Origin of the sequence: Streptomyces sp. CC228A, from assembly GCF_021390935.1 — a bacterium.
GTDB lineage: Bacteria > Actinomycetota > Actinomycetes > Streptomycetales > Streptomycetaceae > Streptomyces.
In genome coordinates, this window is record NZ_JAJPUI010000007.1 from 217,164 (window position 1) to 242,511 (window position 25,348).

Sequence of the window (25,348 nt, forward strand, 5' to 3'; positions counted from 1 at the left end):
GAGGTGCGGGTAGCCGTACCAGTGCAGCGTGACAAGGGGGAGACGTGGAAGCGCATTTTACGGCGGACCGACTGCGCGGGCTCGCGCACGACCACTCGGTTCCCGGCGCGCAGCTGACCATCCACCGGGCGGGGGAGACCCTGTCCCTGACCACCGGGGTGACCCGGGCCGGCACCGCCGTGCCGGTGACCGCGGACACCGCCTTCGCCCTGGGTTCGGTGACCAAGGCGTTCACGGCCACCGTGATCGCCCGCTTCGTTTCCGAGGGCGACCTCGAATGGGACGACCCGGTCGCCGAATACCTGGCGGAGTTCGACGGGGCGGTGGACGGCAAGATGGCCGCCATCACCCTGCGGCACCTGCTCAGCCATACCGCCGGGCTGGTCGCCGACCACGAGCCCGACGGAACCGGGGAACCGTCCCTGGCGCGTTACACGGCGAGTGCCGCGGCCACCCGCACCCTGCACGATCCGGGGCACTGCTTCTCGTACGCGAATACCGGCTACAGCATTCTCGGCCGCGTGATCGAGGTGGTCGGTGACATGAAGTGGCAGGCGGTCATGGAGCATTCCCTGCTGCGGCCGCTCGGCATCGCCCCGGTGTTCCTGGGCGGCGGCTCCGCGGCGGGCCCCCGTGCCGTCGCGGACGGCCACGCCGTGCGGCCGGGCCCGCGGCGCACGGCCCACCCCGTCGGCCCGTACCTGCCGCCGTACGGCTGGGCGCCGGCGGGCGGACTGGCCGGCAGCGCCGACGACCTGGTGGCGCTCGCCGCCCTCCACCTGGGGACCCGCCCCGGAGCCGACACGCTGCTGCCCGCCGCGGAGCGGGCCGAGATGGCCGCCGAGGTGCCCGCCGCCGACGCCTCCGGCATGGCCGACGGATGGGGCCTGGGCCTGGCCCGCCACGCCTCGCCCGACGGCACCTGGCTCGGCCACGACGGCACCGCCGACGGCGGCACCGCCCACCTGCGGTTCCACCCGGGCACCGGCACCGCGGTGGCCCTGACCACCAACGCCACCACCGGCACCCTGCTGTGGGCGGACCTCGTGGACGCGCTGAGGGAGCACGGCGTGCCCGTCGGCGACCACCGCCCCGCACCGCCCACCGCGCCCCCGGTGACGACCGGCCTCGACCGCTTCACCGGCGACTACCGCAACGGCGACACGCGCTTCGCCGTCCGCGCCCACCGCGACGGCACCGCCCTGCGCCTGACGGACACGACCGGGTACACCGCCGACCTGGCACTCCGCGCCGACCTCGGGTTCACCGCCCGGCGCACCGACACCGGCACCGCCCCCACACCGGCCGGTTCCTCACCGATCCCGCCACGGGCGAGGTCACCCTCATGCAGCTCGGCGGCCGCTCCGCCCGCCGGACGACGGCCGCCTGAACTCCACCCGGACGCGGCCCCGTCCGCCGCCCCCGGCCGCAGCGCACCGGTCACCGGGCCCGCGCACGGGCCGGCTCCCGCGCCGGCCGCCCTCTCCCCCGCACCGCCTTTTCCGACTTCCCCGGCTTCCGCGCCCCGCCCCTGGCACCCCCGCGCCCGGAAGCCGCACTTCCCTGGAGGTACAAACGTGGCTCGCGCCGACGTGCCGGTGAACCGGGCAGTCCCCGACCAGACCGAGTTCTGGCGGGCCCGACTGGACGGCGTCCCGCCCCTGGAGCTGCCGGCCGACCGGCCGCGCCCGGTCATCCGGTCGACCGCCACCGCCCTCCACACCCGCGAGCTGCCCGCCCCCGCCGCCCGGGCGCTCACGGACCTGGCAGAGCGCCACGCCACCGGTCGTACGGCCGTCCTCGCGGCCGCCGTCACCGCCCTGCTCACCCGCTACTCGGGGCAGGAGGACATCGCCCTCGGCGCGGTCTCCCCGCGCACCGGGCACATGCTCGTCCTGCGCACCCGGGCCGACGCGTCGGCACCCTTCGCGGTCCTGCTGCGCGACACGGCCCGCGCCCTGGAGGACGCCCTCGCACACGACGGCGTGCCCTTCGCCGCCCTCGTCGAGGCACTCGCCCCCGCACGGGACACCAGCATCACCCCGTACGTGCAGGCCGTGGTCGCCGACCTCGACGAACTACCCTTGGAGCAGCGCGGGTTCGACCCGCTGGACCTGTCCTTCGAGGTGTCGGACGGCGGGCGGTGCCTCCGCGTCCGCTACAGCACCGCCCTGTTCGACGAGTCCACGGCCGCCGGCCTCGCGGGCCGTCTGGCGGTCCTGCTGGCCGGCGCCGCGGAGGGCCCCGGCCTGCCCCTCACCTCCCTGCCCCTGCTCACCGACGGCGAGTTCGAGCAGGTCGTCCACACCTGGAACGACACCGCGCGCGAAGTGCCCGCCGGCACCTTCCCCGAGCTGTACGCAGCCCAGGCCGCCGCCCGGCCCGACGCCGTCGCCGTCATCGACGAGCAGGGCCCCGTCACCTACCGGGAACTGGACGAGCGGGCCAACCGGATCGCCCACCACCTCGTCGAGCGCGGCGCCGGGCGCGACCAGCCGGTCGGCCTGTGCGTCGAGCGGAGCGCCGCCATGGCCGCCGGCCTGCTCGGCATCATGAAGGCCGGCGCGGCCTACCTGCCGCTCGACCCGTCCTATCCCGCCGACCGGCTCGCCTACATGCTCCGGGACTCCGGCGCCCGCCTCGTCGTCACCCAGCGCGAGCTGCGCGACCGGCTGCCGGACACGGGCGCCGCCCTCGTCGACCTCACCGCCGACCGGGCCGCCCTCGACGCCCACCCCGTCACCGCCCCCGACGTGGCGCTCGCGCCCGACGACCTGGCGTACGCCATCTACACCTCCGGCTCCACCGGCCGCCCCAAGGGCGTCCTCGTCCCCCACCGCGGCATCGGCAACCTGGCCGCCGTGCAGGCCGAGGCGTTCGGCGTGACCCCCGGCAGCCGCGTCCTGCAGTTCGCCTCCGCCAGCTTCGACGCGGCGTTCTGGGAGGTCTGCATGGGCCTGCTGACCGGCGCCACCCTGGTCATGGGCAGCAAGGAGACCCTCGCCCCCGGCGAGCCGCTCGCCGCGTACGCCGCCGAGCACGGCGTCACCCACGCCACCCTGACCCCGGCCACGGTCGCCGTCCTCCCCGAGGGCCGCGGCCTGCCCGCCGGCGCCACCCTCGTCGTCGCCGGCGAGGCCAGCACCGCGGACCTGGTCGCCCGCTGGTCCCGCGGCCGGCGCATGGTCAACGCCTACGGCCCCACCGAGACCACCGTCTGCGCCACCATGAGCGCTCCGCTCAGCGGCGCGACGGTCCCCCCGATCGGCACGCCCATCGCGAACTTCCGCGTGTACGTCCTCGACGACGCCCTGCGCCCGGTCCCCGCCGGCGTGCGCGGCGAGCTGTACATCGCCGGTGTCGGCCTCGCCCGCGGCTACCACGGGCGGCCCGGACTCACCGCGGAGCGCTTCGTCGCGAACCCGTACGGCGAGCCCGGCGAGCGCATGTACCGCTCAGGCGACGTGGCGCGCTGGAACACCGACGGCACCCTGGAATACCTGGGCCGCGCCGACGACCAGGTCAAGGTGCGCGGCTTCCGCATCGAGCTCGGCGAGATCGAGAGCGCCCTCGCGCTGCACCCCGACGTCGCCCAGGCCGCGGTCGTCACCCGCAACACCAACCTGCTGGCCTACGTGTCGCCGTCCGGCACGCGCCGCCCCTCCCCCGAGGAACTGCGCGCCCACCTCGCCGAGGGGCTGCCCGAGCACATGGTGCCGTCGGCGGTCGTGGTCCTCGACACCCTGCCGCTCACCCCGAACGGCAAGGTCGACCGCAGGTCCCTGCCCGACCCGGCCACCGTGCAGGAGAGCACCGGCGCCGACCGGGCCGCGCCGCGCAACGCCGTCGAGGAGACCCTCGCCGGGGTCTGGTCCGAGGTCCTCGGCATCGAGGACATCGGCGTCCACGACGACTTCTTCGCCCTCGGCGGCAACTCCATCCTCTCCGTGCGCGCCGTCTCCCGGATGCGCACGGCGCTCGGCATGACACTGCCGCCGCGCATCCTCTTCGACACCCCGACGATCGCCTCACTCGCCGCCTCCCTCGCCCCCGACGAGGCCGCCGAGGACCCGGCCGTCCCCGTCGTCCCCCGGGACGGCGCCCTGCCCATGTCGTACGGGCAGCAGCGGCTGTGGTTCCTGGAGGACTTCGACCCCGGCAGCGCCGAGTACCACACCGCGACCGGGCTGCGCCTCACCGGCTCCCTCGACGCCGGCGCGCTCCGCGCCGCCGCCGAGGACCTGGCGGACCGCCACGAGTCGCTGCGCACCACGTTCGGAGTGGTCGGCGGACGCGGCGTCCAGGTGGTCCACCCGCGGCTCGCACCGGAGTGGCGCACCGAGGACCTGACCGGTCTGGCCGAGGGGCCGCGCGAGGACCGGCTGCGGGAACTGGTGCGCGCCGAGACGAACCGCCCGTACAACTTGGCGGCCGGGCCGCTGGTGCGCGTGCTGCTGGTGCGCCTCGCCGACGACGAGCACGTGTGCGTCCTCGGCATGCACCACATCGTCACCGACGGCTGGTCCATGGGCGTCGTCACCCGGGAGCTGGGCGAGCTGTACGCGGCCCGCACCGAGGGCCGCGCGCCCCGCCTGCCGGAGGTCGCCGTCCAGTACCCGGACTTCGCCGCCTGGCAGCGCGGCCGCCTGGAGGACGGCGGGCTGCTCGACCGGCAGCTCGGCTGGTGGCGCGAGCGCCTGGAGGGCGTCGCCCCGCTGGAGCTGCCCACCGACCGGCCCCGGCCGTCGCTGCGCTCCTCGGCCGGCGCCGCGTACACCTTCCCCGTCCCCGCCGGCACCACCACCGCTCTCAGGGACCTGGCGCAGCGGCACGGCGCCACCCTCTTCATGGCGCTGACCGCCGCGGTGAAGACCGTCTTCGCCCGCTGGTCGGGCCAGGAGGACATCGCTGTCGGCACCGCCTCCTCCGGTCGCGACCACCGCGACCTGGAGAACCTCGTCGGCTTCCTGGTCAACACGGTGGTGCTGCGCTCCCACGTCGACCCCGGCATGTCGTACGCCGAGCTGCTGGCGCGGCTGAAGGAGACCGTGCTGGAGGCGTTCGCCCACCAGGACGTGCCCTTCGAGCGCCTGGTGGAGGCCGTCGGCACCGCACGGGACACGAGCCGCACGCCGCTGGTGCAGGCCATGGTCGTCCTGCAGAACGCGCCGGGCGAACCCGTCCGGTTGCCCGGCGTGCGCACCGAGGAGCACCCGGTGCCCCGGGAGGCCGCGCCCTTCGACCTGACCGTCGAGTTCTTCGAGGCGGACGGCGGCCTGACGGCCCGGGTGGGCTACAGCACGGCCCTGTTCGACGAGGCGACCATCGCCCGCTTCGCCGGCCACCTGACGACCGTGCTCCGCGCCGCCGCGGCCGAGCCCGACCGGCCCCTCGCCACCCTGCCGATGCTGACGGACGACGAGTACGAGCAGGTCGTCACCGGCTGGAACGGCCCCGTGCGCCCCGTACCCGGCGGCACGTTCCCCGAGCTGGTCGCCGCGTCCGCGCGGCGCCGCCCGGACGCGGCCGCCGTGGAGGACGCGCACACCGTCCTCACCTACCGCGAGCTGGACGAGCGGGCGAACCGGCTCGCCCACCGCCTCGTGTCCCTCGGCGCCGGTCCCGGCACGTTCGTCGGCCTGTGCGTGGAGCGGGCGTGGAGACGGTCGTCGGCCTCCTCGGCATCATGAAGGCCGGCGCCGCATACCTGCCGCTGGACCCCGGCTACCCGGCCGACCGGCTCGCGTTCATGCTCCGGGACTCCGGTGCCCGCCTCGTCGTCACCCGGACCGAACTCGCGGGGCGCCTGCCGGACACCGGCGCGCTGGTCGTGGACCTCGCGCGCGACGGCGACGTACTCGCCGCGCTGCCCGCCACCGCGCCCGAGCCGGGCCCGCGCCCCGACGACCTCGCCTACGTCATCTACACCTCCGGCTCCACCGGCACGCCGAAGGGCGTCCTCGTCCCGCACCGCGGCATCGGCAACCTCGCCGCCGCCGAGGCCGAGCGTCTGGACGTCGACGAGGACAGCCGGGTCCTGCAGTTCGCCTCCTCGTCCTTCGACGGCGCCGTCATGGAGGTCCTGATGGCCCTCCCCGCGGGCGCCACGCTCGTCCTGCCGCCGCACGGCCCGCTCGTCGGGGAGGCGCTGCAGGCGTTCCTGCGGGAGCGCCGCATCACCCACGCCCTGCTGGCGCCCTCCGCCGTGGCCACCCTGGTGCCGGAGGGGCTCGACGGCCTGCGCACCCTCGTCGTCGGCGGCGAGGCCAGCACCGGCGACCTGGTGGCCCGCTGGTCGGCCGGCCGGCGGATGGTCAACGCGTACGGGCCGACCGAGTCGACCGTCGTGGCGACCATGAGCGCGCCGCTCACCGGGGGGACCGTGCCGCCGATCGGCACGCCGCTGCCCAACACCCGCGTCCGCCTGCTCGACGCCGCGCTCCAGCCGGTGCCCGTCGGGGTGCCCGGCGAGCTGTACATCGCCGGCCCGCACCTGGCGCGCGGCTACCACGGGCGGCCGGGTCTGACCGCGGAGCGGTTCACGGCCGACCCGTACGGGGAGCCGGGCGACCGGATGTACCGCTCGGGCGACGTGGCCCGGTGGCGGGCGGACGGCAGCCTGGAGTACCTGGGCCGCGCCGACGACCAGGTCAAGCTGCGCGGCTTCCGCATCGAGCTCGGCGAGATCGAGACGGCCCTGGGCCGCCACCCGGACGTGCGGGACGCGGTGGCCGCCGTGCACCGCGACGAGACCGGCCGGGGGCGCCTGGTCGCCTACCTGGTGGCCGACCGCGAGGTGGCCGGCGGTGAACTGCGCTCGCACCTGGCCGGTTCGCTGCCGGACTACATGGTGCCCGCGCTGTACGTGCCGGTGGAGCGGCTGCCGCTGACGCCGAGCGGCAAGGTCGACCGCCGCGCCCTGCCCGCCCCGGACCTGACCGCGGTACACGCCGCCACCGACCGCACCGCCCCGCGCACCCCGGTCGAGGAGACCCTCGCCGCCGTCTGGGCCGACGTCCTCGGCGTCGAACGCGTCGGCGTCCACGACAACTTCTTCGACCTCGGCGGCGACTCCATCCTCTCCATCCAGGTCGTCTCCCGCGCCCGCCAAGCCGGACTCCACCTCACCTCCCGCCTCCTCTTCCTCCACCAGACCATCGCCGCCCTCGCCACCTTCACCACCACCACCGAACAGCCCTCCGGCAGCGGACCCGCACAGGTCTCCGGACCCGTCCCCCTCACCCCCATCCAGCACTGGTTCTTCACCGAGCACACCGTCGACCCCGACCACTACGGCATGTCCGCGCAGGTGGAGCTGGCCCCGGACACCGACACGGCGCTGCTGGACCGGGCGCTCGCCGCGGTCGTCGCCCACCACGACGCACTGCGCATGCGCTACACCCGCGACGGCGCCGCCTGGACCCAGGAGTACGGCGACCGGCCCTCCGGGCTCCTCACCGTCCGCGACCTGTCGGCGCCGGCCGACGACGAGCGGGACGCCGCACTCCACGAGGCCGCCCTCGCCGCGCAGCGCTCCCTGGACCTGGAGAGCGGCACCCTGGTCAAGGGCGTGTTCTTCCGCCTGGGCCCGTCGCGGCTGCCCCGGCTGTTCCTGGCGGTGCACCACCTGGTGATGGACGGGGTGTCGTGGCGGATCGTCCTGGACGACCTGGCCACCGCCTACGCGCAGCTCGCCGAAGGCCGGGACGCCGACCTCGGCGCGAAGACCAGCAGCTACCAGCAGTGGGCCGAGCGCCTCACCGCGCACGTACGCTCCGGCGCCCTCGACCACGAGACCGGCCACTGGGAGGAGGCGGCCGCCGCCGTCCGCCCGCTGCCGCGCGACGGACACGGCGACGGGGAGGCCGCCACCTTCGGCGCGGCGGCCGTCACCTCCGTGCGGCTCGGCCGCGCCGAGACGGAGGCACTGCTGCAGCGGGTGCCCGCCGCGTACCGCACGCAGATCAACGACGTGCTGCTCACCGCGCTCGGCCGCGTCCTGCGCGACTGGACGGGCGACCCGGTGACGGTCGCCCTCGAAGGCCACGGCCGGGAGGAGCTGTTCGACGACGTCGACCTGTCCCGCACGGTCGGCTGGTTCACCACCATCCACCCCGTCACGCTGGACGTCCCCGACGGCGACTGGGGGCAGGCCCTCAAGGCGGTGAAGGAGCGGCTGCGGGCGGTGCCGGGCCGCGGCATCGGGTACGGGGCGCTGCGGCACCTGTCCGAGCCGGGCAGCCCGGCGCACACCGCCCTGTCGACCGCCCCGCACCCCGAGATCAGCTTCAACTACCTCGGCCAATGGGACGGCGCCGCGGACGGCGGCCTGGTGCGCGCCCGGCTGGCCCCGCTCGGTGCCGACCAGGCGCCCGAGCAGCCGCGCCCGCACCTCGTCGACATCGTGGCCGCCGTCGGCGACGGGGAACTGCGCGTCGACTGGATCCACGCCCCCGCCGTGCACCGCACGAGCACGATACGGCGGCTCGCGGACGCGTTCCTCACCGCGCTGCGCGGGGTGGTGGAGCACTGCCTGCGGCCGGGCAGCGGCGGCGCGACCCCGTCCGACTTCCCGCTCGCCCGCCTCGACCAGGCGGCCGTGGACCGGATCGCCGGCGACGGCCGGGACGTCGAGGACATCCACCCGCTCACGCCCCTGCAGAGCGGCATGCTCTTCCACACCCTCTCCGACCCGGGCGCCTACACGGAGCAGATGTCCTTCGAGCTCGACGGCGTCACCGACCCCGCCCTGCTCGCCCGCGCCTGGCAGGAGGTCGCCGACCACGCCGGTGTGCTGCGCGCCTCGCTGGAATGGCGGGACGTGGAGCGCCCGCTGATGGTGGTGCACCGCCGGGCCGGCCTGCCCGTCACCCACCTCGACTGGCGTGCCATGCCCGCCGCCGAGCGGGAGGAGGCGGTGCGCCGGCTCCTCGCCGAGGACCGCGCCCGGCCGGTCGGGCTGGCCACCGCTCCGCTGATGCGGCTCACCGTGGTCCGGCTGACGGACACGTCGGTGCGGCTGGTGTGCGCGTTCCACCACGTCCTGCTGGACGGCTGGTCCACCTTCGACGTCCTCGCGCAGACCCACCGGGCGTACGCGGACCTGGCGGCCGGCCGGCAGCCGGCCCTGCCCGCCCGCCGGCCCTTCGGCGCGTACGTGGAGTGGCTGGAGCGGCAGGACCTGGACGCGGCCGAGGGGTACTGGCGGCGCACGCTCGCCGGGTTCCGGGCGCCGACCCCGCTGCCGGCCGCCCGGCACGCCGCATCCGGCCACCGCACGGCGTCCAGTGCCCGGATCACGCGCCGCCTGGCGCCGGACGCCTTCCGGGAGCTGTCCGCCTTCGCCCGCCGGCACCGGCTGACCCTCAACACCGTGCTCCAGGGCGCCTGGGCGCTGCTGCTCGCCCGGCACGCCGGGACGGACGACGTCGTGTTCGGCGCCACCGTGTCGGGCCGCCCGGCCGACCTGCCGGGCGCGGACGCGATGATCGGCATGCTGATCAACACGCTGCCGGTGCGGGTCCGCGTCGACGGGGCCGCGCCGGTCGCGGACTGGCTGGCGGAGCTGCAGCGGGCGCAGGTGGAGGCGCGCCAGTACGAGTACGTGCCGCTGCCGCACGTGCAGGCGTGCGGTGACGTGGAACGCGGCGAGGAGCTGTTCCGCACCCTGGTCGTCTTCGAGAACTACCCGATGGACGACGAGGCCGCCGCCGCGCACGGGCTGCGCGTCCGCGGCCTGACCGGCACCGAGGCGACGAACTACCCGCTGAACCTCATCGCCTACGGCGGCGACGGACTGGCTTACACGCTCGCGTACGACGCGGAGCTGTACGACGAGGACACCGCGGCCCGGCTGTGCGGCCGCCTGGAGGCCCTGCTGGCCGCGTTCCCCGCCGCCGAGGGGGCCGTGCCGGCGGCCGAGGTGCCGATGCTCACGGCCGCGGAGGCGGAACTGACCCTGCGGGTGTGGAACGACACCGCCGCCGACCTGCCCGAGGCGTCCCTTCCCGAGCTGTTCGCCGCCCGCGCCGCCGCGCACCCCGACGCCGTCGCGCTGACGTACGGGGGCGAGGACCTGACGTACCGGGAGCTGGACGAGCGGGCCGACCGGCTCGCCCGCCACCTCGCGGACCTGGGCGCCGGGCCCGGCACGTTCGTCGGCCTGTGCCTGGAGCGCGGCGCGCACGCGGTCACCGCGCTGCTCGCCGTCCTGAAGGCCGGCGCCGCGTACGTGCCGCTGGACCCCGGCTACCCGGCCGACCGGCTCGCGTACATGATCGGCGACGCCGGGGTGGGGCTGCTGGTCACCGAGGAGGGGACACGCGACCGGCTGCCGTCCTGCCCCGTCCGGAGCGTCGACCTGGACCGGGACGCGGCGGCGGTCGCCGCGCGGCCGGCGGCGGCGCCCGCCTCCCACCCGGCCCCGGACGACGTCGCGTACGTGATGTACACCTCCGGTTCGACCGGCACCCCGAAGGGCGTGCTCACCCCGCACCGGGCCGTCGTACGGCTGGTGCACGAGGCGGCGTACACGGATGTGGGCCCGGGCGACACGGTCGCGCAGTTCGCCTCGCTGTCCTTCGACGCGTCGACGTTCGAGGTGTGGGCGGCCCTGCTGCGCGGCGCGCGGCTGGCCGTGCACCCGCGGGGGCTCCCCGCCCCGGCGGAGCTGGGCCGGTTCCTGAAGGAGCACGGCGTCACCCACCTGTGGCTCACGGCGGGGCTGTTCCACCAGGTCGCCGACGACGCCGTCGGCGTGTTCTCGGGCCTGCGGCAGCTCGTCGCGGGCGGTGACCGGCTCTCCCCCGAGCACTGCGCCCGCGTCCTGGACGCCCACCCCTCGCTGCGGCTCACCAACGGGTACGGCCCCACCGAGGCCACCACGTTCACCACCACCCACGACGTGCGGGGCTCCCTGGGCGGCGGCTCCGTGCCGCTGGGCTCCCCGCTGCCCGACACCCGCGTGTACGTGCTGACCGAGGGCTCGCCCCCGCGCCGGTCGGCGTGCCGGGCGAGCTGTACATCGCGGGAGGTGGCCTGGCCCACGGCTACCTGGGGCGGGCGGGGCTGACCGCGGAGCGGTTCGTCGCCGACCCGTTCGGCGCCCCCGGCGCCCGCATGTACCGGTCGGGGGACCTGGTGGCGTGGCGGGCGGACGGCACCCTGGAGTTCCTCGGCCGCACCGACGGACAGGTGAAGGTCCGCGGCTTCCGGGTCGAGACCGGGGAGGTCGAGGCCGCGCTCGTGACCCACCCGGCGGTCGGTGACGCGGCCGTCGTCCCGCACACCGACCCGGCGTCCGGCCGCACGGTCCTGGTCGGCCACGTCGTCCCGGCCGGCGGGGCGCCGGTGCCCGGCGCGGCCGAACTGCGCGCCCACCTGGCGGTGTCGCTGCCCGAGCACATGCTTCCCGCCGTGTTCTCGACGCTGGAGGCGCTGCCGCTGACCGCCAACGGCAAGGTCGACCGCCAGGCTCTTCCCGCCCCGCGGCAGCGCCTCGCCACCGGCACGGACTACGAGGCTCCGGCGACGCCCACCGAGGAGCTGATCGCGCAGGTGTGGCAGGAGCTGCTGGGCGCCGAGCGGGTGGGGGTCCGCGACGACTTCTTCGAGCTGGGCGGCGACTCGCTGCTCGCCCTGCGCACGGTGTCGCGGATCAACGCCCTGTTCGGCACCGCGATGGCACCGCGTGCGCTCTTCGACGGGCCCACCGTCGCCGAGACCGCCGCAAGCGTCGAGGAACTGGTCCTGGCCGAGCTGGAAAGCGCCGCCGGGACGTCCTGAGCCACCCCCGTCCCCCGTCATCCCTCACGTGAAAGGCCCACCGTGTCCAACCCCTTCGAGAAGTCCGACCGTTCGTACGACGTCCTCGTCAACGACGAGGGGCAGCACTCGCTGTGGCCCGCCGGCACAGCCGTCCCGGCCGGCTGGGAGGCCGTCCTCGCCGACCGGCCGCGCGAGGAGTGCCTCGCCTACGTCGAGGCGCACTGGACCGACATGCGTCCGCGCAGCCTGCGCACCGCCACCGCCTGACCCGGCCACCGCCGCCCGGTCCCCCGCCGCCACCCTCGGCGGGGGACCGGACGGGCCCGCCTTCTCCACCTGCTGACCAGCACTCTTCTGGGGGATCCCGCCAATGAACACGCCAGCATCCCGCGCGGACCGCGTCGCCGCTCTTCCCGAACGACTCCGCGAGGCGCTCGCCCAGCGCCTGGCGGGCCGGGGCGCGCCCGCCGCGGCCACCGCCGTGCCGCTGGTCCCGGCGGTGGCGCGCGGCGGCGACCTGCGGCTGTCCTACGGCCAGCAGCGCCTGTGGTTCCTGGACGACTTCGCGCCCGGCGGCGCCGACTACCACTCGGCGCTGCCCGTACGGATCAGCGGGCCCCTCGACGCGGACGCGCTGCGCGCCGCCGTCCGCGACCTGGTGGCCCGTCACGAGGCGCTGCGGACGACCTTCGCCGCGCGCGACGGCCGGGGCGTGCAACGCGTCCACGACCGGCTCGACCCGGACTGGGTGACCGCCGACGCCGACGGTGAAGAGGCCGCGCGGGACGCGGTGCGGGCGGAGATGGCGCGCCCCTACGACCTGGCGGCCGGGCCGCTGGTGCGCGTGCTGCTGGTGCGCCTCGCCGACGACGAGCACATCTGCGTCCTGGGGATGCACCACATCGTCACCGACGGCTGGTCGATGGGCGTCGTCGCCCGCGAGCTGGGCGAGCTGTACGCGGCCCGCACCGAGGGCCGCGAGCCCGACCTGCCGGAGGTCGCCGTCCAGTACCCGGACTTCGCCGCCTGGCAGCGCGCCCGGCTGGAGGACGGCGGCCTGCTGGAAGAGCAGCTCGACTGGTGGCGGGAGCAGCTGAAGGGCATCGCCCCGCTGGAGCTGCCCACCGACCGGCCGCGGCCCGCCGTGCGCTCGTCGGCCGGTGCGGTGTACGGCTTCGAGCTGCCCGCCGACACGGTCGCGGGGCTGAAGGAGCTGGCCCGCGAGCGGAGCGCGACGGTGTTCATGGCACTGACGGCCGCGGTGAAGGCGGTCCTGGCCCGCTGGTCCGGGCAGGAGGACATCGCCGTCGGCACGTCGTCCGCAGCGCGCGGCCACCGGGAGCTGGAGCAGCTGGTCGGCTTCCTCGTGAACACCGTCGTCCTGCGCACGCAGGTCGACCCTGAACTGACGTTCGCCCAGCTGCTGGGCCGGGTGAAGGGCACCGTCCTCGACGCGTTCGCCCACGAGGACGTCCCCTTCGACAAGCTGGTCGAGGCGGTGCAGCCGGAGCGCGACCCGAGCCGCACGGCGCTGGTGCAGGCCATGGTCGTGCTGCAGAACGCCCCGGCCGGCACGCTGGTCCTGCCGGGCGCGGCGGTCTCGCCGTACCCGCTGGAGCGCAACGCCTCGCTGTTCGACCTGACCTTCGAGTTCGAGGAGGTCGACGGGCGCCTGCGCGGCCTGGTCGAGTACAGCACCGAGCTCTTCGACGAGCGTACGGTCGCCCGGCTGACCGGCCATCTGGGCGTGCTCCTGGCCGGCGCGGTGGCCGACCCGGACCGGCCCGTGGCGGCGCTGCCCCTGCTCACGGCCGACGAGCACCGGCAGGTCGCCACCGAGTGGAACGCCACGGAGCTCCCGGCGGGCGACGGCGCGCTGGTCCACGAGCGGCTGGCGGCGCAGGCCGCGCGCACCCCGACGCGGTCGCCGTGATCGCGCAGGACGCCACGCTCACCCACCGGGAGCTGGACGAGCGGGCCAACCGGCTCGCCCACCACCTGGCCGCGCTCGGCGCCGGCCCCGGCTCCCTGGTGGGTCTCAGCGTGGAGCGCGGCTCCGCCATGGCGGTCGGGCTTCTCGGCATCCTCCGGGCGGGCGCCGGGTACGTGCCGCTCGACCCGGGCTTCCCCGCCGACCGCCTCGCGTACATGGTGGCGGACTCGGGCGCCCGGATCGTCGTCACCCAGTCCGCGGCGCGCGACCGGCTGCCCGCCGTCGACGGCCTGCGGATCGTGGACGTGGACGCGGAGCGGGACGCGATCGGGCGGCGGCCCGCCACCCCGCCGCGGACCGCCGTGACCGCCGGGGACCTGGCGTACGTGATCTACACCTCGGGGTCGACCGGTGAGCCCAAGGGCGTCGCCGTGGAGCACCGGAACGTACGGCACATCCTGACTGCCTGGGACGAGCGGTACGGGCTTGGCGAGCTGAAGCCGCGCTTCCTGTCGGTGTCCAGCCTCTCCGTGGACCTGTTCTTCGCCGACCTCATCCGCTCCCTGCCCTTCGGCGGGGCGCTGGTCATCGCGTCGAAGGACGTCACCACCGAGCCGTCGGCGCTCCTCGACCTGATCGACGAGACCGGCGCGACGGGCCTGGAGATCGTGCCCTCGCTGCTCAACGCCGTCCTGGAGGAGGTCGAGCGGCGCGGTGAGGCGTTCCCGCCGCTGCGGCTGATCTCCGTCGGCTCCGAGGGCTGGCGCGTCGAGGACTGCCGTGCCCTGCTGCGCCGCATCCGGCACGACTGCGTCGTGGTCAACGCGTACGGCGGCACCGAGGCGACCGTCGACTCGACGGTCTTCGCCCCGACGGAGGAGAGCCTGCGCGGCCGCGTGTACGTGCCGATCGGCCGTCCCCTGCCCCGCACCCGCGTCTATGTGCGCGACGCGCACGGCAACCTGGTCCCGCCCGGTGTGCCGGGCGAGATCTGGATCGGCGGCGACGGTGTGGCGCGCGGCTACCACGGGCGGCCGGAGCTGACCGCCGAGCGGTTCGCCGACAGCCCCTACGTGCCGGGCGACCGGCTGTACCGCACCGGTGACCGGGCGCGCTGGCTGCCTTCCGGGGACCTGGAGTTCCTGGGCCGCGCCGACGACCAGGTCAAGATCCGGGGCTTCCGCATCGAGCTCGGCGAGGTCGAGAGCGCCCTGCTGACCCACCCGGACGTGCGCGACGCGGTGGTCGTCGCCCGCCAGGACGACACCGGCAGGCGGCGTCTCGTGGCGTACGCCGTGACCGAGGGCGCCGACGCCGGGGCGCGGACCTCCGAGCTGCGCGCCCACCTGTCGGGGCTGCTGCCGGACTACATGGTGCCCGCCGTGTTCGTCGGCCTCGACCGCCTGCCGCTGTCGCCGAGCGGCAAGGTCGACCGCCGCGCCCTGCCCGCCCCGGACCTGACCGCGGCACTCACCGCCACCGACCGCACCGCCCCCCGCACCCCCGTCGAGGAGACCCTCGCCGCCGTCTGGGCCGACGTCCTCGGCGTCGAACGCGTCGGCGTCCACGACAACTTCTTCGACCTCGGCGGCGACTCCATCCTCTCCATCCAGGTCGTCTCCCGCGCCCGCCAGGCCGGACTCCACCTCACCTCCCGCCTCCTCTTCCTCCACCAGACCATCGCCGCCCTCGCCACCGTCACCACCACCACCGAACAGCCCTCCGGCAGCGGACCCGCACAGGTCTCAGGACCCGTCCCCCTCACCCCCATCCAGCGCTGGTTCCTCGACGCGCACACCGTCGACCCCGACCACTACGCGATGTCGGCCCACCTGGAGCTCGCCCCCGGCACGGACGCCGTCCTGCTGGAACGGGCCCTCGACGCGGTCGTCGCCCACCACGACGCACTGCGCATGCGCTACACCCGCGACGGCGCGACCTGGACCCAGGAGTACGGCGACCGGCCCTCCGGGCTCCTCACCGTCCGCGACCTGTTCCGCGGCGAGGACACCGAAGCGGTCGTGCACGCCGCTGCCCTGGAGGCGCAGCGCGCCCTGAGCCTGTCGGGTGGGACGCTCGTCAAGGGCGTCCTGTTCCGCTTCGGTGACGGCGCCGCGCCCCGCCTCTTCCTCGCCGTCCACCACATCGTGATGGACGGGGTGTCGTGGCGGATCGTCCTGGACGACCTGGCCACCGCCTACGCGCAGCTCGCCGAGGGCCGGGACGCCGACCTCGGCGCGAAGACCAGCAGCTACCAGCAGTGGGCCGAACGCCTCACCGCGCACGTACGCTCCGGCGCCCTCGACCACGAGATCGACCACTGGCGCTCGGTCGACCCGGAGTAGGCGCCCGCGCTGCCCGTCGACCACCCGGGAGGCCGCAACGTCACCGCCGCCGAGCAGACCGTCGAGGTGCGCCTCGGCCGCGAGGAGACCGAGGCGCTGCTGCACCGCGTCCCGCCGGTGTACCGGACCCGGATCAACGACGTGCTGGTCACGGCCCTCGGCCGCACCCTGTCGGAGTGGACGGGCGCCGGCCGGCTGGTGCTGGGCCTGGAGGGGCACGGCCGGGAGGAGCTGTTCGACGACCTGGACCTGTCGCGCACCGTGGGCTGGTACACCACCCACTTCCCGGTCGCGCTGACGCTGCCCGCCGGCGGCGGCTGGGGCGAGGCGGTCAAGTCCGTCAAGGAGCAGCTGCGGGCGGTGCCGGGCCGCGGCCTCGGCTACGACGCGCTGCGTTTCCTGTCCGAGCCGGGCGCGCCCGGCCACGCCTTGCGCGCGGACCGGCTGCCGCCGGTCAGCTTCAACTACCTCGGCCAGTGGGACGGCACGACCGCACGGGACGGACTGGTCCGCGGCCGACTGCCCGGCCTCGGCCAGGACCACGCCCCGGACGAGCCCCGCCCGTACCTCCTCGACGTCGTCGGCATGGTCGAGGACGGCAGCCTCGGCTTCACGTGGATCTTCTCCGGGGAGGTCTTCGACCGGTCGACGGTCGAGCGCGTGGCGCGCGGGCATGTGGCGGCGCTGCGCGCCCTGGTGGAGCACTGCCAGGACCCGGCGAGCGGCGGCGCGACCCCGTCCGACTTCCCGCTCGCCGGGCTCGACCAGGCGGCCGTGGACCGGATCGCCGGCGACGGCCGGGACGTGGAGGACGTCTACCCCCTCACGCCCATGCAGAGCGGCATGCTCTTCCACACGCTCGCCGAGCCGGGGTCCGGCGCCTACTTCGAGCAGATGAGCTTCGTCCTCGACGGTGTCACCGACCCCGCGCTGCTGGAGCGTGCCTGGCAGCACGTCACCGACCACCTGGAGGTGCTGCGCGCCGCCGTCGTGTGGGAGGGGGTGGACCGGCCGCTGCTGGTGGTCCGCCGGAACGTCCGGACACCCGTCACCCACCTCGACTGGCGCGGTCTCACCGCGGGCGAGCAGGTCCGCGCGCTGAAGCGCCACCTGGCGGAGGACCGGGAGCGCGGCATCGACCTGTCGGCCGCCCCGATGGCCCGGATCGCCGTCGCCCGCACGTCCGACACGTCCGTACGGGTCGTGCGCACCTCGCACCACGTGCTGCTGGACGGCTGGAGCACCTTCCGGATGCTCGACGAACTGACCGCGGCGTACCGGGCGCTGGCGGCCGGCGAGGCGCCGGCGCTGCCCGCCCGGCGCCCGTTCAGCGCGTACGTGGAGTGGCTGGAGCGGCAGGACCTGGCGGAGGCGGAGGCGTACTGGCGGGCCCTGCTGGACGGGTTCGGCGAGCCGACGGCGCTGCCGTACGACCGCCGTCCCGCCGCCGGCCGCCGCGCGCAGTCCACGGAGCGCCTGGTGACGCGGCTGTCCGCCGACGCCTCGCGCCGCCTGTACGCGTTCGCCCGGACCCATCGCCTGACCGTCAACGCGGTGGTGCAGGGAGCCTGGGCGCTGCTGCTGTCCCGGTACGCCGGGGAGCACGACGTCGTGTTCGGAGCCACCGTCTCGGGGCGGCCGGCCGAGCTGCCGGGCGCCGATTCCATGGTGGGCCTGCTCATCAACACGCTGCCGGTGCGGGTGGCCGTCGACGGTGACGCGCCGATCGCGCAGTGGCTGGCCCGCCTCCAGGAGGCCCAGGTGGAGGCGCGCCAGTACGAGTACGTGCCGCTGCCGCGCATCCAGGGCTGGAGCAGCGTCGAGCGCGGCGCGAACCTCTTCGACAGCCTGGTCGCGTTCGAGAACTTCCCCGTGGACGGCGACAGCGGCCACTCCGACGGCGGGGTCAGGCTGCACGGTCTTGAGGGCGCCGACGTCACCAACTTCCCCTTGAACCTGGTCGCCTACGCGGGTGAGGAGCTGGCGTACGCCCTCGCCTACGACCCCGAGCTGTTCGACGCGGCCACGGTGGAGCGGCTGGCCGGGCACCTGGGCGCCCTGCTCACCGGTATGGCCGACGACCCGGCGCGGCCGGTGTCGGCTCTGCCCATGTTCGCCGAGGGCGAGTGGGAGCGGGTGATGCGGGAGTGGGCGGTGACGCCGGGCCTCGCCCCGTGGGAGGGCACGATCCACGACCGGGTCGCCGCCCGCGCCGCGGCCGCACCCGACGCGACCGCCGTCACCTGCGCGGACGGATCACTGACCTACCGCGAACTCGACGAGGCCGCCAACCGGCTCGCCCACCACCTGGTGGCACTGGGCGCCGGACCGGGACGCCTCGTCGCCCTGTCCGTCGAACGCGGCACCCAGATGGCCATCGGCCTGCTCGGCATCCTCAAGTCCGGCGCCGCCTACGTCCCCCTCGACCCCGCCTACCCCGCCGACCGCCTCACCTACATGCTCCAGGACTCGGGTGCGGAGCTGCTGGTCTCGCACCGGGGCCTGAGCTCGGGCCTGCCGGTGACGGGCGTGCGGGTGGTGGATCTGGACGCCGAAGGGGACGCCCTGGCCGGGCTGCCGGTGACACCTCCGGAGACCGGGGTGTCGGCTTCGGACCTGGCCTACGTCATCTACACCTCCGGCTCGACCGGCCGCCCCAAGGGCGTCGCCATCGAACACCACACGGTCATGCACCTCATGGCGAACACCCAGCCCCTCTTCGAGTTCAAGGCGGACGACGTGTGGACGGTGTTCCACTCCTACGCCTTCGACTTCTCCGTCTGGGAACTGTGGGGCGCCCTCATGACCGGCGGCCGCGCCGTCGTCGTCCCCCACGACACCACACGCAACCCCGACGCCATGTGGGACCTGCTGCGCGGCGAGCGCGTCACCGTCCTCAACCAGACGCCGTCCATGTTCCGCGAGCTCGTCGAGCAGGCCGCGCAGTCCGCCTCACCCGCCCTGCCGGACCTGCGCTGGGTGGTGTTCGGAGGGGAGGGACTGGAACGCAAGCACGTGACGACCTGGTTCGACCGCTACCACACCCCCCACACCCGCCTCGTCAACATGTACGGCATCACCGAAACCACCGTCCACGTCACCTACCAGGACATCACCCCCCACCACCTCACCACCACAAACCGCCTCCCCGCAGGACGCCCCCTCCCCGGCTACCACGTCTACCTCCTCGACCCCCACGGAAACCCCGTACCCACCGGCGTCCCCGGCGAGATCCACGTCGCCGGCGGCGGACTCGCCCGCGGCTACCTCCACCGCCCCACCCTCACCACCCAACGCTTCACCACCAACCCCCACACCCACCCCGGCCACCGCCTCTACCGCTCCGGCGACATCGCCCGCTGGCTCCCCAACGGCACCCTCGAACACCTCGGCCGCACCGACGACCAAGTCAAAATCCGCGGCCACCGCATCGAACTCGCCGAAATCGAAACCGCCCTCCTCACCCACCCCCACCTCAACGAATGCGTCGTCACCGCCCACCAAAGCACCGACGGCCACCGCCGACTCATCGCCTACACCGTCACCAACACCCCCCTCACCCCCACCGAACTCCGCACCCACCTCACCCACACCCTCCCCGACCACATGATCCCCGCCCTCTACATCCCCCTCGACCACCTCCCCCTCACCCCCAGCGGCAAAATCGACCGCCGCTCCCTCCCCGAACCCCACACACACACCGAACAGCTCGCCACCTCCTACGAGGCGCCCCGCGACGACACCGAGCAGGCACTCGCCACGATCTGGGCCGATGTCCTCGGCGTGGAGAAGGTCGGCGTCCACGACGACTTCTTCGAACTCGGCGGCGACTCCATCCTCTCCATCCAGGTCATCACCCGGGCACGCCAGGCCGGGCTGCGCGTCACCTCCAAGCTGATGTTCGTCCACCAGACCATCGCCGGACTGGCGGCCGTCGTCCAGCACACGGAGGAGGGGCCCACCGGGGACGAGGCGGCGGAAGTGTCCGGCCGGGTCGAACTGACGCCCGTCCAGCGGTGGTTCTTCGCCGAGCACCCGACGCACCCCGACCGGTACGCGATGTCCGTCCACGTGGCCCTGGCCCCGGACACGGACCCTGCGGTGCTGGAGCGGGCCCTGGAGGCGGTGGTCGACCACCATGACGCCCTGCGCATGCGCTACACGGCCGACGGCTCGGGCGGCTGGGCCCAGGAGTACGGCGCGCGCCCCGACGGGCTGCTCACCGTCCGGGACCTGACGGCCGTACCCGACACCGAGCGGGCGCTGCACGGATCCGCGCGGGAAGCGCAGGCCGCGCTGGACCTGCGCGGGGGCACCCTGGTGCGGGGAGTCTTCTTCCGCATGCCGGACGCGGCGCCGCCGCGCCTGTTCCTGGCCGTGCACCACCTGGTGATGGACGGCGTGTCGTGGCGCATCGTCCTGGAGGACCTCGCCACCGCGTACCGGCAGCTCGCCGCGGGCCGCCCGGCGGACCTGGGCGCGAAGTCCACCAGCTACCAGCGGTGGGCGCGGCGGCTGACCGAGCTGGTCCGCTCCGGCGGCCTCGACCACGAGACGGCGTACTGGCGCAAGGCCGTGTCAGGTGGCGCGGACATCCCGTGCGACGGCCCGGCGCAGAGCACGTACGGCGAGGTCGCCGTCGAGTCGTCGGTGCTGGAGCGGTCCGTGACGGAGGCGCTGCTGCAGCGGGCGCCCGGCGTGTTCCGCACCCGCGTCAACGACGTGCTGCTGGCCGCGCTGGGCCGGGTCCTGCGGGACTGGGCGGGCGGGCCGGTGACGATCGCCCTCGAAGGCCACGGCCGCGAGGAGCTGTTCGACGACGTGGACCTGTCCCGTACGGTCGGCTGGTTCACCACCATCCACCCCGTCGCCCTCGACGTTCCGGAGGGCCCCTGGGAGACGGCGCTGAAGGCCGTCAGGAAGATCCTGCGGAAGCTGCCCGGCCGCGGGCTCGGCTACGGGGCGCTGCGCTACCTGTCCGAGCCGGGAAGCGCCGCGCACACGGCCCTCGCCGGCGCGCCGCATCCGCGGATCAGCTTCAACTACCTGGGGCAGTGGGACGGCACGGCCGCGGATGACGGGCTGGTCCGGGACCGGCTGGACGGCCTCGGCGCCGACCAGGCGCCCGACCAGGCCCGCCCGCACCTGATCGACGTCGTCGCCGCCGTCAGCGGCGGGGAACTGCGCGTCGACTGGCTGTACGCGCCGTCCGTCCACACCCCCACCACCGTCCGCGGGCTCGCGGACGACTTCGCCACCGCCCTGCGGCAGATCGCCGCCGCGGCCGGTAACTGACCCCTCGTCGGAAGGTTGTGCTGTGGCTCGCTACGTGCTGAGTGATGTCGAGAAGTCCGAACTTGCCGCTGTCGCGGAGGAGTTCCTCGCTGCCCGTCCCGTCTGGGCGCCGCTGGAGTACGCGGACGGCATCCGCGCCGAGGCGGAGCGGCTCCCTGTGGGGGTGCGCCGGTTCCTGGTGTCCTCCCGCGCCGCCGAGGACGCCGTCATCGTGCTGGGGAACCTGCCCGTGGACGAGGCCCTCGTCCCGACGCCGCCGAGCTGGCAGGTCGCGGAGAAGGAGGCAGCCGCGATCCGCGAGGAGCTGGTGCTGCTGCTCGTGGGGTCCGTGCTCGGTGAGCCGTTCGGCTGGACCAACCAGCAGAACGGCCGGCTCGTGCACGACGTCTGCCCCTCCAAGGGGCAGGAGGACTCCCTGACCAGTGCGAGCAGCCGGCAGCAGCTCACCCTGCACACGGAGGACGTGTTCCACTCCTGCCGCGGTGACTACGTGGCGCTGATGTGCCTGCGCAACCCCGACGCGGTGGGGACGACGGTGGCGCTGGTGGAGTCGGTGGAGTTCCCGGAGCCGGTGCGGCGGGTGCTGCACCAGGACCGCTTCCGGTTCTTCCCGGACGACTCCCACCACGTGGTGCCGCAGCACAGCGCGGAGAGCCCCTCGGCGCTGGGGGACCGGCCGTACGAGGTGGCGTCGGTGCTGTTCGGCCCGGAGGAGGCGCCGTACCTGCGGATCGACGCGGACTTCACCGAGGCGGTGCCCGGCGACACCCGGGCGGAGGCCGCCTTGGAGGCGGCGGCCGGGCTGCTGGCCGGCGCCGCGGAGCGGGTCGTCCTCAGCCCCGGGGACGCGGTGTTCATCGACAACCACCGGGCCGTCCACGGCCGTGACACCTTCACCCCCCGATACGACGGGACGGACCGCTGGCTCAAGCGGACGAGTCTGGTCCGCGATCTGCGGCGCACCTACGTGCGGACGAAGTCCCGTTCGCGGCTCCTCGGCTGATGCCGCCGGGGAAGACGCGGCGGGGCGGCGGCTTCACGCTGCTGTGGGTGAGTTCGGCGTTCGGCGAGTTCGCGTACAGCACGTCGCTGATCGTGCTGCCGCTGATCGTGCTGGCGCTGACCGGTTCGCCCTCGCAGGCGGGGATCATCGGCTTCGTCGACGCGGCGGCGATGCTCCTGGCGGGGCTGCCCGCCGGTGCCGTCGCGGACCGGTACGACCGCAGGACGGTGATGCTGTGCTGCCAGGCGGCGCTGGTCGCCGTGTTCGGCGCGCTGGCCGCGCTGCTGTGGACGGGCACCGTGTCGCTGCCCGCGCTGGTGGTGCTCGCCCTGGTCAACGGGGCGGCGACCGCCCTGGTGATGGCGGCCGGGGAGGCGATGATCCCCAGTCTGGTGGCGGAGGAACGGCTGTCCGACGCGGTGGCGATGAACGCGGCGCGCACGTACGCGGGCCAGCTCGCCGGCACCTCGGCGGGCGGGTTCCTGCTGGCGGTGAAGCACTCGTTCCCGTTCGTCGTCGGCTGCCTGGCGCACCTGGCGGGCCTGGTGCTGCTGCTGTTCCTCAAGCGGCAGCCGCCTGCCGCCGGCGCCCCTGGCGACCGGGCGCCGGTGAGCGGGCGGGGGCTGATGGAGGGCGTCCGCTGGATCATGTCCCAACCGTTCCTGCGGGTCGGGCTGGTCTGCGCGACGGCGACGAACTTCTTCTTCGGCGTCATCTACTTCATCGTCATCGCGTCCGCGCAGACCAGCGGCATGGCCACCGGGCTCATCGGAGTGATGGCGGCGCTGCTCGGCGTCGGCGGCCTGCTGGGCGCCCTGGCCGCGCCCCCGCTCCAGCGCGTCCTGACCGGTGCCCGCCCCATCTACGTCGTGCTGTGGGTGTTCGTCGTGCTCACGGCGGGGATCGCGGTGCTGCCCGGCGGCTGGACGCCGGGGGTGCTGCTGGGTGCGATCGCCTTCGCGGCGCCGACGGCGAACGCGTACTTCACCACGCACCAGCTGATGCTCACTCCGGACAGCCACCGGGGGCGGGTGGTGAGCGTCGCCGCCGTCGCGAGCGGCGGCGGCGGCGCGGTCGCCCCGCTGGCGGGCGGCATCGTCCTCGACCTGGCGGGCCGGTCCGCGGGGCTGCTCGGCTGCACGGCCGTGATGGCGGTCATCGCCCTGCTGACGTCCCTGAGCCCGGCCCTGCGCGACGTACCGGAGCCCGGCACGGCCGGCGCCGCTCCCCCGGCACGGACACCTCCGACGCCACCCCGCCCGGTCCCGGCACGGGCCCCATCGACGCCACTCCGCCCGGCCCCGACACCGCCGCCGCCACTCCGCCCGGCCCGGCGCCCGACTCCGACCCCGGCCCCGACCCCGGCCCGGGGCCCGGCCCCGGCCCCGCCGAGCGGACACGACCGGCCGCGGAACCGGCCGACCGGGCGCAAACGGCCGCGGCGCCCCCGTTATGTTTTCTGCGGCTCCGCAACGGGGCCGCTGGCCTCCGGGCCCGGCATGACTGTTGCCCCCTGTCGAAGGCATGACCTGGGGGGTGGTGTCACCGGGTCCGGGGGTGTTCGTCGGAGACGCTGATCAGAGGTCCGGCCACCGTCCGGTCCGGCGCAATGCCGGACAGTTCGCGGGCGGCAGGTCTGCATAACGTGGATGCGCGAGCACGACACCCGAGCCGAGGCCGGCACCGCCAACACCCCCTGGGAAGGGGCACGATGTTCGAGATCGAAGACGTGGGCGTGTTCCTGGGCCTGGACGTCGGCAAGAGTGCCCACCACGGTCATGGGCTCACCCCGGGCGGGAAGAAGGTCTTCGACAAACCGCTGCCCAACAGCGAGCCCAGGCTGCGGGCCGTCTTCGACAAGCTGCGCGACAAGTTCGGCACCGTCCTGGTGATCGTGGACCAGCCCGCCTCCATCGGCGCCCTGCCGCTGACCGTCGCCCGCGACGCCGGCTGCCAGGTCGCCTACCTGCCCGGACTCGCGATGCGCCGGATCGCCGACCTCTACCCGGGCGAGGCCAAGACCGACGCCAAAGACGCCGCCGTCATCGCGGACGCCGCACGGACTATGCCGCACACCCTGCGCTCGCTGGAACTGACCGACGAGATCACTGCCGAGCTCACCGTGCTCGTCGGCTTCGACCAGGACCTCGCCGCCGAGGCCACCCGCACCTCCAACCGGATACGCGGTCTGCTCACCCAGTTCCACCCCTCGCTGGAGCGCGTCCTGGGCCCGCGCCTGGACCACCAGGCCGTGACCTGGTTGCTGGAGCGCTACGGATCCCCGGCCGCCCTGCGCAAGGCAGGCCGCCGCAGACTCGTGGAGCTGATCCGCCCGAAGGCCCCGCGCATGGCCACCCGGCTGATCGACGACGTCTTCGACGCGCTCGACGAACAGACCGTCGTGGTCCCGGGCACCGGCACCCTCGACATCGTGATCCCCTCCCTGGCCGCCTCGCTCACCGCTGTTCACACCCAGCGCCGGGCGATGGAAGCCCAGATCAACGCTCTGCTGGAGGCTCACCCTCTTTCCCCGGTCCTGACGTCGATGCCCGGCGTCGGCGTCAGGACCGCCGCCGTCCTGCTGGTTACCGTCGGCGACGGCACCAGCTTCCCCACCGCCGCCCACCTCGCCTCCTACGCCGGCCTCGCACCCACCACGAAGCAGTCCGGGACCTCGATCCACGGCGAACACGCACCCCGAGGCGGAAACCGGCAGCTCAAACGGGCGATGTTCCTCTCGGCCTTCGCCTGCATGAACGCCGACCCGGCCTCCCGCACCTACTACGACAAGCAACGAGCCCGCGGCAAAACCCACACCCAGGCACTCCTCCGCCTCGCCCGCCAACGCATCAGCGTCCTGTTCGCCATGCTCCGCGACGGCACCTTCTACGAACCCCGGACACCGACGGACGTCGAACTCGCCGCATAGCTTCAGCAAGCCCGAACCACCCGAAACCCGACAGAGGTGCCTTGACGAAAGACATAGAGGCACCCCCCGTACGCTGA

At 74.7% G+C, this 25,348-nt stretch carries 7 protein-coding genes and 2 pseudogenes; all 9 read left to right on the forward strand.

What is annotated here, in order from left to right:
- Positions 1-44: 44 nt before the first annotated feature.
- Positions 45-3,707 (forward strand): annotated as a pseudogene (locus tag L6E17_RS20965) (amino acid adenylation domain-containing protein); the annotation flags it as partial.
- A gap of 161 nt (positions 3,708-3,868) precedes the next feature.
- The gene (locus L6E17_RS20970; RefSeq protein ID WP_374109113.1) at positions 3,869-11,071 is read left to right on the forward strand and encodes an amino acid adenylation domain-containing protein; all 7,203 of its coding nucleotides are present in this window, start codon (positions 3,869-3,871) and stop codon (positions 11,069-11,071) included.
- Positions 11,005-11,784 (forward strand): phosphopantetheine-binding protein, encoded by a 780-nt coding sequence (locus tag L6E17_RS31570; protein ID WP_374109106.1) that lies wholly within the window; start codon positions 11,005-11,007, stop codon positions 11,782-11,784. The genes L6E17_RS20970 and L6E17_RS31570 overlap by 67 nt, the downstream gene beginning before the upstream one ends.
- Before the next feature lie 42 nt (positions 11,785-11,826).
- Positions 11,827-12,033, forward strand: coding sequence for an MbtH family protein (locus tag L6E17_RS20985; RefSeq protein WP_236242291.1), 207 nt, complete (start codon positions 11,827-11,829; stop codon positions 12,031-12,033).
- Between the two features lie 103 nt (positions 12,034-12,136).
- Positions 12,137-13,699 (forward strand): condensation domain-containing protein, encoded by a 1,563-nt coding sequence (locus tag L6E17_RS20990; RefSeq protein ID WP_236242292.1) that lies wholly within the window; start codon positions 12,137-12,139, stop codon positions 13,697-13,699.
- Positions 13,696-21,339, forward strand: a pseudogene (locus L6E17_RS20995) (amino acid adenylation domain-containing protein). Before L6E17_RS20990 ends, L6E17_RS20995 begins: the two are co-directional and overlap by 4 nt.
- Positions 21,340-21,361: 22 nt before the next feature.
- Positions 21,362-22,342 (forward strand): TauD/TfdA family dioxygenase, encoded by a 981-nt coding sequence (locus tag L6E17_RS21005; RefSeq protein ID WP_236242293.1) that lies wholly within the window; start codon positions 21,362-21,364, stop codon positions 22,340-22,342.
- Positions 22,342-23,919 carry an MFS transporter gene (locus L6E17_RS21010; RefSeq protein WP_236242294.1) on the forward strand — a complete coding sequence of 526 codons (1,578 nt, stop codon included), beginning with the start codon at positions 22,342-22,344 and terminating at the stop codon, positions 23,917-23,919. The genes L6E17_RS21005 and L6E17_RS21010 overlap by 1 nt, the downstream gene beginning before the upstream one ends.
- 134 nt (positions 23,920-24,053) lie before the next feature.
- A complete protein-coding gene (locus L6E17_RS21015) occupies positions 24,054-25,271 on the forward strand; it encodes an IS110 family transposase (RefSeq protein ID WP_236238829.1) in 1,218 nt (405 codons plus the stop codon).
- Positions 25,272-25,348 lie beyond the last annotated feature (77 nt).

What these genes read in the sequence shown, in the direction of transcription:
- L6E17_RS21015 (WP_236238829.1), top strand. Translation starts at nt 24,054, where the DNA reads ATGTTCGAGATCGAAGACGTGGGCGTGTTCCTGGGCCTGGACGTCGGC.
- L6E17_RS21010 (WP_236242294.1), top strand. Translation starts at nt 22,342, where the DNA reads ATGCCGCCGGGGAAGACGCGGCGGGGCGGCGGCTTCACGCTGCTGTGG.
- L6E17_RS20990 (WP_236242292.1), top strand. Translation starts at nt 12,137, where the DNA reads ATGAACACGCCAGCATCCCGCGCGGACCGCGTCGCCGCTCTTCCCGAA.